Source organism: Paenibacillus sp. FSL R7-0048, from assembly GCF_038004505.1.
GTDB lineage: Bacteria > Bacillota > Bacilli > Paenibacillales > Paenibacillaceae > Paenibacillus_AQ > Paenibacillus_AQ odorifer.
The window spans coordinates 1,983,976-1,999,384 of record NZ_JBBORF010000001.1 but is presented as its reverse complement, the minus strand read 5'-3'; the positions used below and the strand labels follow the sequence as shown (position 1 = coordinate 1,999,384).

The following is a 15,409-nucleotide window of genomic DNA, read 5'->3' as shown; positions in this document are numbered from 1 at the left end:
TCCTAATTCAATAAAATGATCGGGGCCTGCACAAAACAGACCCCGAAGCTGTAAAACATGTTTGGTGTACAGTATGTTGTAGATTCTTTTTTATTTATTGGGATAGCTACTTATTTAGGTGCTGCTGCTTCCCATTCTTTTTGTTGTACGTCTGCAAGCTCTTTAGCGGTTTTAAACTCGCCGCCTGGTGCCAAATACTCAGTGTGAACGCCTTCAGCTGCAATGTGTTCACCAACGTTGTCACGGTTAATCATCATAATTTCATAAGCAAGCTCGAAATCTCCAGTCATGTATGGAGCAAGTTCTTTGTCAATAAAATCACTTTCAGTGGCAATATTGTCTTGTGTAGGCAAGAATCCTGCTGCTTTAACATATTCTGTGTAGTTTTCTGGTTCAGAGAAGAATTCCAGCCATTTCAAAGCGCCTTCTTTGTTCGGGCCTTTTTCTGCTGCATACCAAGTTACATCGTATTTACCGACAAGAGAATTATTCTTAGCAGCATCTTCTGTAGCTGGGATTGGGAAGTAACCAAATTTCACATCTGGATTTGCTGCCGCGATCGTAGGAGCATCCCAAGTTCCGTCAGCAATCATAGCTGCTTTTCCTGTTGCGAAAAACGAAGGTGCTGTTGCATAGTCGATACCCAAGAAACCGTCGATGATGTAGTTATCTTGAAGCGTCTTCATTTTCTCCAATACTTCTACAGCCTCAGCATCGTTAAATGCCGAAGTTCCCTTCCAAACGCCCTCAATCCATTGTTGTTGGTTGCCGCCACCCAGAATCTTAGCTTGCAAACCGAACACTGGCAGTTTCAATGGCCATACGTCTTTACCAGCCACTACGATTGGAACAATACTCTTAGCTTTCAATGTATCTAGAACACTAATGAACTCTGTCCAAGTTGTAGGTACAGTCAGACCGTTTTGTTCAAAAATTTCTTTATTATAGAAGAATCCTGACATTGCTACTTTACCGGTTGGGATTGCATACACTTTATCTTTATAAGTGCCGGCTTTAGCAATATCATTCGCATTGTAGTTTTTAACGAAAGCTTCGTTGCTCAGATCAGCAATCAGTCCGGAATCAATCCATTGTTGCCAGTCTGGCACTTTCGCACCTGGTGTCCAATCTTTCGGGGACAATCTCATACCGGATAGATCGGCAAGAACATCTACGTCACCAGCTGTAATTCTTGCTCTTTGTGCTTGTTTGAATTCATCATCCGGACCCGTGGTTGTGTACTCCACTTTGTATTCCGGATATTTTTCTTCAAACTTTTTATTAATTTCTGTAATGACCTTGTTAATATTCTCTTGTTTCCAGTGTAAGATCTTAATCACTTTCTTATCACCAGATGCAGGCTTGTTTGTTCCGCTGCCCGGAGTAGCCTCACCATTCGCGTTGTTATTGCTGTTTCCACATGCTGCTAATGAGAGCACTAGCGCTGAGCTCAACAATACCGCAGAAAGCTTCTTTACCATTTTGTTACCCCCCAGATAATTTGTTATGACCCTTTTAACGAAACCACATGCTAATTTCTGAAAATCACGAAACAGTAAGGACGATATCACAGAAAGCGGTTTCGGTGTTTTTATTATTACATCGTTATTTGTCTTTGTAAAGTCTTTTTTCTTTGTTCGTTTTTGAAAGTTTTTTGAACCAAATATTCAAAAAAACCTTTAAAACTAAGCATAATCCTAGTTTAAGAGTAAACATTCCATTGACTATAATCTTATTGAACTATAAAATAAGTAACGAAACTATTTCGTAAATCATAAATTCAAGTCATAAAAAATAGCCTTGAGTAGATTTTAAACATATATTACGGAACATTTTTCACTATAAGGGGGACTTAATTTGGCCTACAGCATCAAAGATATAGCGAAAATTGCTGGAGTTTCTGTTTCGACAGTATCCAAAATCATTAATAACTACAGTGATATTTCGGAAGATACCAAGATAAGGGTTCAACAAATTATAAAAGAAACTGGATATACCCCCTCCAATTCAGCTAAAACATTGGCTACGAAATCATCCAATCTAATCGGAGTGATTTTTGCCGGAATGCTGAATGTCGACTTTACCCACCCTTTTTTCATCGAGGTGCTAAATTCATTCAAAAAACAAATGGGACTACTAGGTTACGACCTTATCTTTTTTTCCAATGAAAAATTCCAAAGTGGCGATACTAACGATTATCTTGCCCGTTGCCAGCATTTTAATGTAGATGGGTGTGTGCTTCTATCCGGACAGGAGCTAGAAACCTCTATCAGCGAATTAGACAACAGTGCAATTCCGTGTATCGGCGTAGATTTAAAGCTGACCGGTGACAACTCTGGTTTTATCATGTCGGATAATTTCAAAATGTCCTCCAAAGTGGTGGAACACTTTTACTTACTGGGCTATCGAGAGCTTGGCTATATCGGCAGTTCCTCAGATTCAGACATCTCCAATATGCGCGAAAGTGGTTATCGCAAAGCTCTTGAAGATTTAGGACTGCCTATTAACGAGAATTGGTTCTTAAACGGAAGTAACTTCTTTGAGGCCAGCGGGTATGAGACGATGCGTAGAATGATTGAGAATGGAAATTTACCTAGAGCGATCTTCGCGGCGTCCGATCAGCTTGCTATAGGGGCGATGCGTGCCCTTAAAGAGGCTTCTATCGCCGTTCCTGAAACTGTCGCAATTATTGGCTGTGATGATATCGAGGCCTGCAATTATACAACACCCCTATTGACTACCATCCGCCAAAATAAAGATAAGATCGGCCGCCTAGCAGCGCTAATGCTATATGATCTAATAAACAACCAATCCGGCACGAGTTCTTTCAGCGTGGAGCCAGAGCTTATCATTAGAGAGTCCTGCGGCGCTCCTGAACGGGGGCTAGTGTAGTCTTTCTTAGCATATAGTCATAGGGCACAGTAAAATCCATTACTTTTCCTGATTCATAAAAAAGAAGCTGCCCCAAGTAGAATTCACTACTTTTGAGACAGCTTCTTTTATTATAAAGATTATAATAGCAGGAATCTTATAGATCGAAGTACAAGGCGTATTCATGTGGATGAACACGAATGGCAACCTCTTGTGCTTCAGAACGTTTCAGAGCAATATAGTTATCGATGAAGTCCTTAGTAAATACGTCGCCTTCTGTTAGGAACTCGTAATCAGCTTCCAAAGAATCAAGCGCTTCACTCAGGCTGCCTGGTACGCTGCGGATTTTTTCTTTATCTGCATCAGACAATTCATAGATGTTCTTATCCAGAGGACCATAACCCAGTTCTTGCGGGTTAATCTTGTTCTTGATTCCGTCCAGACCTGCCATCAGCATTGCGGAGAATGCCAAGTAAGGGTTAGCTGTGGAATCCGGTGTGCGGAATTCGATACGACAGCCTTTTGGTGTCACAGCTGCTACCGGGATACGAACTGCTGCAGAACGATTTCCTTTGGAGTAAACCAAGTTAACCGGTGCTTCGTAGCCAGGAACCAGACGTTTAAAGGAGTTGGTGCTTGGGTTAGTCAAAGCGATCAATGCTGGTGCATGGTACAAAATACCACCGATATAATGAAGAGCCATTTCGCTCAGGTTAGCATAAGCGCCTTTTTCGTAGAACAAAGGAGTGTCTCCGTCAAAGATGGATTGATGCACGTGCATTCCGCTACCGTTATCACCGAACAGCGGTTTTGGCATGAAGGTTGCTACCTTGCCATACTGACGTGCAGTGTTTTGTACAATATATTTATAAGTCATGAGATTATCAGCAGTTTTCTTCAAGGTATCAAAACGGAAGTTAATTTCCGCTTGACCTGCAGTGGCTACTTCATGGTGATGACGTTCAATGCGTAGTCCAACTTCAGCGAGCAGACGGCACATTTCACTGCGGATATCCTGTTGGGAGTCAACTGGTGCTACAGGAACATATCCACCTTTAACGCCAACTTTAAATGCCAAGTTGCCGCCCTCTTCTTTACGACCCGTATTCCAAGCCGCTTCTTCAGAATCTACGAAGAATGAGGATCTGTTCATGCCACTTTCGTAACGAACATCGTCAAAGATAAAGAATTCTGATTCAGGCGCGAAGAATGCAGATGTACCTACTCCGCTTTTTTGCAGGAATTCTTCTGCTTTCACAGCAATACCGCGAGGATCGCGCTCATAACGTTCGCCATCAGGAGTGAAAATATCGCACATCACGTTCAGCGTTGGATGAGCTGTAAACGGATCTATGAATACACTATTCGGATCAGGCATCATAACCATGTCTGATTCTTCAATACCACGGAAACCTTTGATGGAAGAACCGTCGAATGCTACCCCATTTACAAAAGTTTCATCTTCCACTTCAGAAGCTGGCAGAGAGATGTGGTGGGCACGACCACCTAAATCTACGAATCGAAAATCTACCCACTCGATATTGTTCTCTTTAATTGTTTGCAACACTTTTTCAACCGACATGAATTTTTCCTCCCCCAAGTTCCGAACATTAGGCCGCTCACAGTATGCAAATGTTCTTGTTTTAATTTTTTTTGCTGTCGTAATTATAAATCTCATACCTAACATCGTCAATGCTTATGTCAGGTATTTCTTTCAGCAATGTAAGATATTCTAACGCTTTCGTGAAATCTGTTATTTTCGCATATTTCCATGTCACATTTATTTTATCCAACTCCAAAAAAACCCTCTTTTCCCACTAGGTCGCGGGTTAAGAGGGCTTCCGAGGAAGCTATTAGATTAAATTTTATAGGACCGAAACCGTTTCTGGCGAAGTTGAAAACTTACGTCCAACAATTGGAGCCAGCTTTTCCAGATCCTTAAGCAGGTTATCAAACTGATCAGGGAATAACGATTGAACACCATCACCTGTCATGGAATTGTCCGGATCTGTGTGCATTTCAATAATTAGACCATTTGCGCCAGCAGCAACAGAAGCTTTGGCCATAGGCTCAACTAACTCACGACGACCGGTTCCGTGACTTGGATCAGAGATTACTGGAAGATGGCTTAAGCTTTGTAGCACAGGAATAGCCGATAGATCCAGCGTGTTACGAGTGTAGGTCTCAAATGTGCGAATCCCGCGCTCACAGAGCATTACATCCTTATTACCGCCTGCCAAAATGTACTCCGCTGCATTGAGCAACTCATCGTAGGTCGCACTGAAGCCACGTTTTAGAAGAACAGGTCTGCCACAGGTCCCCAGCTTGCGCAGCAAATCAAAGTTCTGCATATTCCGTGTACCCACCTGCAGAATATCCGCATGCTCCGCACAGATATCAACATACTCTGGTGTCATAACCTCTGTAATGGTCAACAGCCCATGACGCTTTCCTGCTTCAGCCATCATAGTCAAACCTTCCACACCTACGCCTTGGAAGCTGTACGGTCCTGTACGGGGCTTAAACGCGCCTCCACGAAGTACCTGAGCACCAGACGCTTTAACAAGCCGGGCGATCTCATCAATCTGCTCTGGAGACTCAACGGCGCAAGGTCCGCCCATGATCACCAGGTTTTCTCCACCAATCTTCACACCCTTGATATCAATAATCGTATCCTCAGGATGGAAATCCCGGCTGGCCAGCTTGTAGGATTTGGAGATCTTCACGACGTTCTCTACACCCTTCATTTGCCGCAAATGCTCGGCGAGCTTAGGAGTGACGCCTCCCACTAAACCTATCACCGTGTGATCTGCTCCTCTGGAGAGATGCACCTGCAAACCTTCTTTTTCGATTACGGCAATTATATCTTTAACCTGCTCTTCCGGTGTTTGATTTGATGTAATGACGATCATATTTATAACTCCCTCTCTACATTTAAAATTTATAATAATTCCGCTAAGTACTATCGCGCTACGACGCGTGTTCGCTTTTAAGCTTTTATGCTTTTAATCACTAAAGCAATTTTACCTCAAAAAACGATTATAGTCAATCTATATTCTAGATTCCTATGCCGGAAGCGTTCTTTCGATAAAAAAGAGCACTTAACCTCGACTGACGAAGTTAAGCGCTCTTGTTGCAGCGTTCATAATATATAAGTTCGAGCCTAGCCCATTACATTAAGTAGTACTTGCACTCTTATTCTTAACCGGTGGCAGCAGCTTCGCCATATTCACTGTACGTTTGATCTCCCACGTCTCCGGACTAGCCGAATCATACTGATCTAAGTAGTTAATCACTTCTTTGGTGATAGGTGTAGGTGTGGACGCGCCAGAAGTGACCCCGACGATATTTACACCCTCTAGCCATTCTGTTTGGAGTTCAGACACATCAGAAATACGATGGGCAGGAACCCCAGCGATTTCTTCCGACACCTGTGCCAGACGATTGGAGTTGTTGCTTCGCGGATCACCGACAACAATCACCAGATCACATTGCCCCGCTTGTTCCGCCACAGCCTCTTGACGTACTTGGGTAGCCATACATATCTCATTATGCACTTCAGCACCTGGGAAGGTCTCTAGAAGCTTTTTCATGATGTGTTTAATATCCCACTGGCTCATAGTAGTCTGATTCGTAATGACAATACGTGAAGAAGAGATGGATAACGTAGCAATCTCATCTTCTTTTTCAATCAGATGCACATGCTCAGGGGCAATACCCACAGCACCCTCCGGTTCCGGATGGCCTTTTTTGCCGATATAAATGACCTCATAACCATCATCTACTTTTTCCTGAATAAGATCATGGGTCTTCGTGACATCAGGACAGGTGGCGTCGACCGTAGTCAGACCCTTGTCCCTAGCCATCTTGCGCACCTCAGGAGAAACCCCGTGTGCAGTGAATATGACGGTCCCACTATCCACTTTATCCAGAATATCCAGACGATTATGTCCGTCCAAAGTAATAATGCCATCATCTTCGAACGAATTCGTGACATGACTGTTATGAACAATCATACCCAGTATATAAATCGGCCGGGGAAGATCGAGATTTTGCGCAGCCTGCCGTGCCATAACCATTGCATCGACAACTCCGTAACAATATCCCCGGGGAGAGATTTTAATGACTTCCATGAGTTCACCAGCTTTCTGCTTTCATTGACCTCTGTAATAGGACACTTCTAAATTATACCCTATTCCAGCGGCGGAGCAAAGAGAAGCGGTAACCAGATGACAAAAGTGGTACCCTCACCTTGGCGTGTAACAACCTCCACAGACCCACCATGCTCGTCAATAATCCACTTAGCAATGGATAAGCCAAGCCCAATCCCTTCCGTAATTCCACGCGATTCATCTGCACGATAGAAACGGTCAAAGATATATGGAACCTCATCTTTATCCATACCAATCCCTGTATCTGTGATCCGAATGCCAATCTGATTCTGATAGAAGAGGGTATCCAAACTCACGATGCCTGAAGGCGTGTACTTAAAAGCATTATCAATAAAAATAAAGAGCATTTGCTGTAGATAATCTTTATTCCCAACTATATATTTGCCATTTAAGACTGACATATCACCTGTAACCCACTCGGCTTGACGGGGCAGGAAAGAGGCGCGGCGCGCAATCTCATTCATCATCGGTTCCAGTGCCACGGGCTCTATATCAAAAGTACGTCCAGTATCCGCACGCGCGAGCGAGAGCATATCCGCTACCAAGCGGCTCATACGCTTAGACTCGTCTGCGATATCCTGCACCGATTCAAGCGATAGCTGGCGAATCTCAGCTTCACTCATCTTCCCTTCTCCGGGTTCCATCTCCCAAACCTTTTGCAGCAGATCAATATTTCCGCGGATCGTAGTGAGCGGTGTCCGAAGCTCATGTGAAGCATCTGAAACGAAACGGCGCTGAGCCGCATACGAATCCTCCAGCTCTGTGTAGAATCCTTCCATACGCCCAAGCATACTGTTAACGGTCTCAATAAGTCTTCCTATCTCGTCTGGCGGCCCATCGTATTCAATCCGCGAGCTTAAATCATTCCCCGTCTGAATCCCATTCGCAGCTTCAATTACTTTGCCGATTGGACTCATGGATTTGCGCGCAAGGAACAAGCCGAAGGTAAATGCCGCGATCAGGGTAGCAAAAGAACCTACGAGTAGTATATTTTTTAAACGCTCCAAGAGCTTGTCTTCCGAATTTGACGGTGTTGCCACCTGCAGAAGGGCCACAGGACTCTTATTCAAGTCATATATCGGTATCTGATAAACCATCAAATGATATCCGCCAAGCGTAGTCTGTTTGAAACCGTGAGCTTTATCAATATCTTCCAGTTTCGGAACATCGAATTGGATATCTAGATAATGCAAGTTCTCTGACTTTTGCAGGTTCTCATTATTATAGATATAGGTTTGCACCAAAATATTAGCTTCCTCCAGTTTGTTGCCGAAGAAGGGGTTTATGCTCACACTTTGCAATGAACCGTCATACGCCCAGTTAGGATTGAGATTGGTTACAAGCTGCTCACCCTGTTTTTGTATACGATCCTTCAAGTCCCCATAAGTATTAAAATAAACAAAACCGTAAATTGCGGCTGATAAGGCCAGCAGCATAACGGCCAAAATCCCTGAATACCAAGCAGTCAGCCGCAATCTTATAGACATGTTAGTTGTCACCTCTTAGAATGTAACCGGCACCCCGGATCGTTTGAATGAGGCGTTTACCGCCATGCTCCTCCGTCTTTTGACGTAGCATAGCTATGTATACCTCAAGCACATTAGATTCACCGCTATAATCATAACCCCATATTTTATCCATGATCAGATCCCGTGAAAGCACACGTTTCGGATTCTGCATAAAAAGATGAAGCAGCTCAAATTCCTTCGCTGTTAGCTCCAGTCTTTTACCGGCGCGGGTAACCTCACGTGAATCCACATCCAGCGTAATATCTTCATAAGAAACCGCTTGCTCTCCACCTTCGTTTTGCTCACTCTTACGCCGAAGCAACGCACGTACACGTGCAAGCAGTTCTTCCAGCGCGAAGGGTTTAACCAGATAATCGTCCGCACCCAGATCAAGCCCTTTTACACGGTGCTCAATTTCATCCTTCGCGGTAAGCATGAGAACAGGAACATTACTGCCTCCTTCCCGCAAGCGGCGACATACTTCAAAGCCATCCACCTGAGGCATCATTACATCCAAAATTACCACATCCGGGTCACTGCTCAAGATTGCCCGTAATCCATCCGCTCCATTCACCGCTGTTTTCACATCGTAACCTTCAAAAGCTAAACCTCTACGCAGCATAGAAATAATCTTTTCGTCATCATCAATAATTAGAATATTCGGTCGCATCAAGCAGCCCCCATTGTTCAGTTCTTTTTATATATTGTAGCAGTTTACATCACAATTAGACAAAAACGGAAGGGTCGCCCCTTCCGTGTGACTTACCGTCCGGTATTATTGCTGCTGACTTTGTTGTGTAGTCGTTGTATCAAAATCATTTTTGTTACCGATGGTAACTGAAAGATCCATGGTTTTACCGTCGCGCACAACATTTAATGTTACTTTGTCACCAACTTTTAACGTTTGAATGAAAGTAATCAGATCTTGGTTGGTTGCATACTTCGTTCCATTCGCACCGGTAATGATATCGTAAGGGCGCAGGTCAGCGGTATACGCTGGGGATTTATAGATGATGTCTGCAACCACAGAACCTTCTTTAATATCCGTACCCATTTGCTTAGCAACCTCATCTGTAATCGTCATAAGAGTTGCACCAATGAAAGGTACCGGCTCTTTCGGAATGGCTTGGTTGGCTTCCAGCTTATCTACGACTTCTTTAATCGTATTCACAGCGATTGCGAAACCAATACCTTGAGAATCCGTGCTGACGGCTACATTCATCCCAATTACCTGCCCATTCATGTTGAGCAACGGCCCACCTGAGTTACCCGGGTTGATAGAAGCGTCGGTTTGCAGCAGGTTTTTGTAATTACGTGTTCCACTGCCATCTTCTTCGTTAATATCAATACTGCGTCCTTTTGCACTAAGAACACCGGAAGTTACAGTATGATCAAAGCCTTGCGGGTTACCGATAGCAACCACTTCTGAACCTACCTTTATGCTATCCGAATCTCCCAGTGCTACTGTAGGGAAATCACTATCTCCTTCAATTTTAAGCACAGCCAAATCCAGATCTTTGCTAGAACCTAGCAGCTTCGCTTCATAAGGCTTGGTTACGCCATCCACGGTGACTTGGATTACATCGGCATTGTCAATTACGTGCTGGTTGGTCAAAATATAGCCGGATTTCTCATAAATGAAGCCTGTTCCAATTCCATAAGGGATAAGCTGTGATGAAGAATCCGATCCTGATTTGGAATCCTGTTCATTTTGGGAAGAACCATTTCCACTGTATTGATCCCCGAAGAAAAATTGTGAGAAGGGATCACTCAGATTCGGACTGGATGAGCTTCCATTACGCGAATTAGATTTAACTAGTGTCTCAATCTTAACAACTGCTGGTCCCACCGCATCAACAACACCTGTCACATCACGAGATCCAGTCACCAAGGATGTAGTAGAAGTAGAAGGCGCAACACCTGCACTCTCGCCCGTTGTCTTCGCCGTTCCATTCGTTCCGGAGCTAGCAACCGTTGTAGCTGTATCTCCCGTAAACCAGTTACCTCTGTCTGCCATATACATTGAGCCCGAGAGAACGACCATACCGGCTAGGAATGATACCAGCACTGTTTTTAACGAGCTTTTTGGTTTTTTATTATATTGCCAGCCGCCGCCACCTTCAGAACCGCCACCGCCATTTCCTCCGCGGCCACCACCATTGCCATCATAGCCAGTGGTGCGAAGCGATGTGTTATAAGGTAATGGCTTTACAGGCTGTGGAGGTGTAACCTCGACACGTTCTGGCTCCATCCGATTGTAGTGCTGTGCGCCGCCGTCAGCGTTATTCTCATCTTTGTTCAAAGATTTAAAAGGTCCGTAAGAATAGTAGTATGATGATGATCCTGCTTCAGATGAATTATTATTATTGCTGCTATTGTTATTATTGTCCCATTCCCGATCTGGTGCTGGTCCATTGTCGCGATTGAAGTTGTTTTTGTTATCGTCCATGTTTATCTTTCCTCCTGCTTCCTGTCGCCGTGACAAGGATTAATTTGTTTTCATGTTCTTATTTTGTACTTTAAACCTTAAGGTCACATTAAAAACAATTTAAGCGCAGATAAAAGATATAGGCAAATGGGAGGAGATTAGGCAGGAAAGTAAAAAAAGAAGCTCGGGCGCGAAAAACATCGCGGCCCGAGCTTCTAAAACCATTTCAAATAGTAATGCACCTTAGTCTACAAGTCCTACCCCTGAGCCCAGCCCTTCCGATGAGCGTAAATAGCCAACTGGGTACGGTCATCAAGCTCGCATTTCATCAAAAGATTGCTGACATGCGTCTTCACTGTCTTGATGCTGATATGCAGCTCCTCACCGATATCCTTATTGGTCTTGCCCTCAGCTATAAGCAGCAGGACTTCCTTCTCACGCTCTGTTAAACCGGAGGAATCACCTTGCACGGTGCGCTGGCGAATACCACGGGTCAGCGCCTGTGACACATCACCCGTCATGACTGGCATGCCGCGGTAAGCCCCTTGCAATGCGTAGATTAACTCTTCTGCCGACACTGTTTTGAGCACGTAGCTGACTGCACCAGCCTCTATAGCATCTACAACAAGATCATCCTCCAGGAAGCTGGTGAGGATCACGATTTTGAGGCCAGGAAATTCAGCCAGCACTGCTCTTGTGGTCTCGGCACCATTCATCACTGGCATCATCAAATCCATCAGCACGAGGTCAGGCAGACCTTCATGTCCACCCGCACGCAGCATCTCCAGCGCCTCTTGTCCATTCGCCGCCTCACCGATGACCTCGAATGTAGGCTCCAGCATTAGATAAGTTTTGAGGCCCATCCGTACCATATCATGATCATCTACGAGCAACACTTTTATGACACTCATGCTCTACTCCTCCTCGTCCTGTGTATCTGTTCCTAACGATCTATTCTGCTCTAATTCTGGGTTCCCTTGAACAAACTTAGGAATATGTACACGGATCGTCGTTCCCGCACCCTTGCGGCTAATAATCTCCACTTGCCCACCCAGTTTCTCCGCCCGTTCGCGCATGGTGGTGAGACCGTAGGAGCCTTGTTTTTGCTGCACATGTTCAAAACCTTGACCGTCATCACTAATACTCAGCACAACTTGTCTTGATCCTTCACGCAGCGATAGACTCACCAGTCTAGCCCCGGCATGCTTCACGATATTCGCCATCGCCTCTTGAATAATTAGGAACAGCTGATGTTCGATTGCTTCCGATAACTCGCCCTGAAGTTCGAGCTCCTTCATTCCTTTTAAGCCATTCTGGCGGCAATAATCGGGAAACCATTTTTCCAGCGCCTCGAACAGATTTCGACCTTCCAGCTCCACCGGACGCAGTTGTGCAATTAATGCTCTCATTTGTTTTTGTGCCATCTGAGACATTGTAATCAACTGGTCCATGACCATTTGACCTTGAGCTTCATTGACCTTCAGCACTTTAGGCAGCGAAGAAGCCGACATATGGATGGCAAAAAGCTGTTGGCTCACCGTATCATGCAGATCCCGGGCCATACGCCTTCTTTCCTCCAACACCGCACTCTCCGCTGCCTGTTCCTTCTCAATAACCTCTTGTTCACCCAATCGCTGTAGCAGTTGCATCTTATTCTCGACCGTATCCATCATGACATTAAACTCGTGATACACTCGGGCAAAAGACTGATCGTCACTTTCTGGCATCCGTACGGACAGATTTCCTTTGGCGACCTGCAGCATATTCAGATCCAGATGATCAATCCGGCGCTGAATCCGCTGGCCTGCCATATAGCCGATAACTACGGTGAACAACACAATCCCGAGACATAAGTACAGCCACATCCGATAATCCTTCACTTCGATATAACCAAGGCAAGTGCCTGCATACATCAATCCTGCACTTACCGCTCCAGTGAGCAAAAAGTAAAACAACAGCAACCATTTGGTATTACTGAAGATTGTCCCCATCTAACCCACCGTTTTAACTTTAATGTCACCTATAAATGCACTTACATTTATACGGACTTTTTTGCCTGCTTCTTTATAATAAGGAGTCTTGCACTGTACACTGCTCATAAACCCACTGCGAGACTGATCCAGAACTTCCATATCCCCGATAAAAGAACTGCTGTTCACCGAGATGCCAAGATCCATATCATTCGGAATGTACACTTTAATGTCGCCTATAAAAGCGGAAATATTAATCCTCGTTTCGCCATAAGCAATCTGTGCATTCGTCAGATCCAGTACGGTATCACCGATAAACTGCGAGATATTCGTGTTCTTCAGTTGGAAATGCTCGCGCCCCATGTGGACATCTCCGATAAAAGCAGAGCGATTGGTCGATTCCTTTTGATTATTTGATTCATGGAATTCCTCATGCCATTTACCATGTCTATGTGCATGACGCTCATGACGTTCCTGACGTCTGCGCTCGTGTCGTTCCTGCTTCTCTTGCCAACGTGCTTCAGCGCTGGACTTATAAGATCCTGTTTCGTCCTCATCGTCTTCTTCATCTTTTTGAAGATAGTCCTTCCAGTCGCGTTGACCAGAAGCCTTGCCAAATTTTTGCTCAAATTGTTCATCAAGTGTGGAATCCAGTGGTTTGGGCGGCTCCACATCTAGTGAGCTTTTTCCTGAAGGAAAGTGATCTGGTGGTGACGGTGGAGCTGGTGGCACAGGTGGTACTGAACCGCGTGGTTTAAAAATCACATAAAGTCCGCCGCCGATCAACATAACTGGAATGAACATTTTGAAAAAATCCCCGGCCGAAATATCGAACCAATCTAAATTCCGTCCAAGGAAAAACACTCCGATCGCCAGAAAGAAAAAGCCGCCGATAGGTGAAGAACCTTTGGATTGTCCATCCCCTGTACCTAAAAGCCGGTTCATTCCCATTAGGATCAAAATTACCGGCCAATAATTCGAAATCAGGTAACCTAAACTGAAATCAGTGTAACCTAATTGTCTCAGTAGAAACATAGCTCCAATCCCTATCAGGATCAGGCCGCCTAAAACCTGGCTGGTGAACCTTCTTTTCATCATTCATTTCCCCTTTAAAGTAGTGGAACGCTCTCTTCTTCAATCTTATAGCCTTAGTCTACAGGAATGAAGTACTGAGAAACAGCGGCGAGAGAAGGAACTTCCCCTCGGTCTCTAGACTGAGATGAATGGGATAAAATTCTATTTACTTCATTATATATGAAAAAAGACTGTCCCTCAGTAATTAACTGAATTGGACAGTCTCTTTTTTTCAGCAGTCTTCTGCTTCAGTCAGCGCATTATTGTTGCGGTTTCTGAGCTGGTTTAGAAGTATTTCCACTTTGCTTAGTAGCGCCGTCATTCTCAACAGCAAACTCAGCATTGTATTTTTCATTTGGTGTTTTGTAATTTTCTTGTACTTTAGATTTCTTGTTATTGGCCACGGAATTCACCTCCTTTTCTCTTATGCAGCATAGAATATGCTTACTAAGAGAACATCTCGGAAGAGGCAATTGCTTTGCCCCAGTCCGTATTATGGCAAGGTGATGTCACTATTATGCATGACCAAGTGAAAATAAGTTCAATCCCTTTAAATGGATTCTTCGAGCATGGATTGCGGTACTGCTTTGTAAGTCTCAATCGCTTGGCTCAGCTTCTTCAGCATGACTTCCGTACAAGTCCCGTTACCACGCTTAATGAGTTGAACTACAACTGATTTTTTGCCCCATTCCTTATACACCTGTTTCGTAGTAGCAAAATACAGATCAATCTTCCGCCCTTTAATAGCCGAGCCTGTATCAGCAACTATGGCATATCCATAGCCCGGTATATAAAGAATACTCCCCAGCGGCAAAACCTTAGGGTCAGCAGCAATGGTTGAGACTGTATTTTTGTCTCTGCGCACTTTTACCCCTGAATAGGTAATTCCATATTCGGGATGTTTAGATGTTTTACCTGTAGATTCATAACCCGCAGTATATCCAGTCGCCATCACTTTCATTGAAGTAATGATCTGGTCTTCCGCAGGTGCGGCTACAGGAATAGAATTTGGTAACTGTTTGGAAGATCCGCTGCCACCGTTTGTTTTAGTGGTTGGAGCTTTGGTGCTCTGCGGTGCCTTCGTCGCTGCTGGTTTATTTTTTGTTGTTGCAGGTAATACAGGTGCGACGGAATGCGCCTCGTTTGACATAAGTGTGGCACGGCCAGTCGTAAGAATGACCTTATCATCTGTAGTTCTCATAAACACAGAATTAGCCTTGGTATATTGCAACTCGTTCGATAGCGTTTTGTTAATACCCGTGTGCTGTAAAGTGTCTCCTGTCCCAATGGCCCCTACTGCCTGTTGCTTAGATTCTGGAATGATTCCAGCAGCGGTCAATAGCAAAACGATGGTGACAAAAAGACACCAAAACCTCTGAAATATGC

General features: G+C 44.4%; 13 protein-coding genes. 1 reads left to right on the top strand and 12 read right to left on the bottom strand.

Going from position 1 to position 15,409, the window contains the following annotated elements; genetic code table 11:
• Positions 1-110 precede the first annotated feature (110 nt).
• Positions 111-1,481, bottom strand: a complete 1,371-nt coding sequence (locus NSQ91_RS08505) for an ABC transporter substrate-binding protein (RefSeq protein ID WP_076126433.1) — start codon at positions 1,479-1,481, stop codon at positions 111-113.
• A gap of 376 nt (positions 1,482-1,857) precedes the next feature.
• On the opposite strand from NSQ91_RS08505, the gene NSQ91_RS08500 reads away from it, so the two are divergent.
• Entirely contained in the window at positions 1,858-2,892 is a 1,035-nt protein-coding gene (locus NSQ91_RS08500) for a LacI family DNA-binding transcriptional regulator (RefSeq protein WP_076303843.1), read from the top strand.
• A 136-nt stretch (positions 2,893-3,028) separates the two neighbouring features.
• Here NSQ91_RS08500 and glnA read toward each other — a convergent pair whose 3' ends face one another.
• From glnA to NSQ91_RS08445, 11 genes are all read right to left on the bottom strand, one after another.
• A complete protein-coding gene (gene glnA / locus NSQ91_RS08495) occupies positions 3,029-4,453 on the bottom strand; it encodes a type I glutamate--ammonia ligase (protein WP_036684454.1) in 1,425 nt (474 codons plus the stop codon).
• 283 nt (positions 4,454-4,736) lie between these two features.
• On the bottom strand, positions 4,737-5,783 hold the full coding sequence (gene aroF / locus NSQ91_RS08490; protein ID WP_076192813.1) for a 3-deoxy-7-phosphoheptulonate synthase: 1,047 nt from the start codon (positions 5,781-5,783) through the stop codon (positions 4,737-4,739).
• 264 nt (positions 5,784-6,047) lie between these two features.
• A complete protein-coding gene (locus NSQ91_RS08485) occupies positions 6,048-7,004 on the bottom strand; it encodes a 4-hydroxy-3-methylbut-2-enyl diphosphate reductase (protein ID WP_076303842.1) in 957 nt (318 codons plus the stop codon).
• 59 nt (positions 7,005-7,063) lie between these two features.
• A complete protein-coding gene (locus NSQ91_RS08480; RefSeq protein WP_076126425.1) occupies positions 7,064-8,530 on the bottom strand; it encodes a sensor histidine kinase in 1,467 nt (488 codons plus the stop codon).
• Position 8,531: 1 nt separating this feature from the next.
• Positions 8,532-9,221 carry a response regulator transcription factor gene (locus NSQ91_RS08475; RefSeq protein WP_076126423.1) on the bottom strand — a complete coding sequence of 230 codons (690 nt, stop codon included), beginning with the start codon at positions 9,219-9,221 and terminating at the stop codon, positions 8,532-8,534.
• 105 nt (positions 9,222-9,326) lie between these two features.
• Complete coding sequence (locus NSQ91_RS08470; protein WP_076126421.1) at positions 9,327-11,000, bottom strand: S1C family serine protease; 1,674 nt, start codon at positions 10,998-11,000, stop codon at positions 9,327-9,329.
• A gap of 236 nt (positions 11,001-11,236) precedes the next feature.
• Positions 11,237-11,890 (bottom strand): response regulator, encoded by a 654-nt coding sequence (locus NSQ91_RS08465; protein WP_036684464.1) that lies wholly within the window; start codon positions 11,888-11,890, stop codon positions 11,237-11,239.
• A gap of 3 nt (positions 11,891-11,893) precedes the next feature.
• Complete coding sequence (locus NSQ91_RS08460) at positions 11,894-12,970, bottom strand: HAMP domain-containing sensor histidine kinase (protein ID WP_076126420.1); 1,077 nt, start codon at positions 12,968-12,970, stop codon at positions 11,894-11,896.
• On the bottom strand, positions 12,971-14,047 hold the full coding sequence (liaF, locus tag NSQ91_RS08455) for a cell wall-active antibiotics response protein LiaF (protein WP_305953552.1): 1,077 nt from the start codon (positions 14,045-14,047) through the stop codon (positions 12,971-12,973).
• A 236-nt stretch (positions 14,048-14,283) separates the two neighbouring features.
• The gene (locus tag NSQ91_RS08450; RefSeq protein ID WP_156113077.1) at positions 14,284-14,427 is read right to left on the bottom strand and encodes a hypothetical protein; all 144 of its coding nucleotides are present in this window, start codon (positions 14,425-14,427) and stop codon (positions 14,284-14,286) included.
• Positions 14,428-14,573: 146 nt separating this feature from the next.
• Positions 14,574-15,173, bottom strand: a complete 600-nt coding sequence (locus NSQ91_RS08445) for a 3D domain-containing protein (RefSeq protein WP_175618916.1) — start codon at positions 15,171-15,173, stop codon at positions 14,574-14,576.
• Between the last annotated feature and the right edge of the window lie 236 nt (positions 15,174-15,409).

Bases quoted from the DNA above. Each gene is read 5' to 3' on its own strand.
- NSQ91_RS08470 (WP_076126421.1), bottom strand. From the start codon at position 11,000: ATGGACGATAACAAAAACAACTTCAATCGCGACAATGGACCAGCACCA.
- NSQ91_RS08480 (WP_076126425.1), bottom strand. From the start codon at position 8,530: ATGTCTATAAGATTGCGGCTGACTGCTTGGTATTCAGGGATTTTGGCC.
- NSQ91_RS08460 (WP_076126420.1), bottom strand. From the start codon at position 12,970: ATGGGGACAATCTTCAGTAATACCAAATGGTTGCTGTTGTTTTACTTT.
- NSQ91_RS08445 (WP_175618916.1), bottom strand. From the start codon at position 15,173: ATGTCAAACGAGGCGCATTCCGTCGCACCTGTATTACCTGCAACAACA.
- liaF (WP_305953552.1), bottom strand. From the start codon at position 14,047: ATGATGAAAAGAAGGTTCACCAGCCAGGTTTTAGGCGGCCTGATCCTG.
- NSQ91_RS08485 (WP_076303842.1), bottom strand. From the start codon at position 7,004: ATGGAAGTCATTAAAATCTCTCCCCGGGGATATTGTTACGGAGTTGTC.
- glnA (WP_036684454.1), bottom strand. From the start codon at position 4,453: ATGTCGGTTGAAAAAGTGTTGCAAACAATTAAAGAGAACAATATCGAG.
- NSQ91_RS08505 (WP_076126433.1), bottom strand. From the start codon at position 1,481: ATGGTAAAGAAGCTTTCTGCGGTATTGTTGAGCTCAGCGCTAGTGCTC.
- NSQ91_RS08475 (WP_076126423.1), bottom strand. From the start codon at position 9,221: ATGCGACCGAATATTCTAATTATTGATGATGACGAAAAGATTATTTCT.
- NSQ91_RS08465 (WP_036684464.1), bottom strand. From the start codon at position 11,890: ATGAGTGTCATAAAAGTGTTGCTCGTAGATGATCATGATATGGTACGG.
- aroF (WP_076192813.1), bottom strand. From the start codon at position 5,783: ATGATCGTCATTACATCAAATCAAACACCGGAAGAGCAGGTTAAAGAT.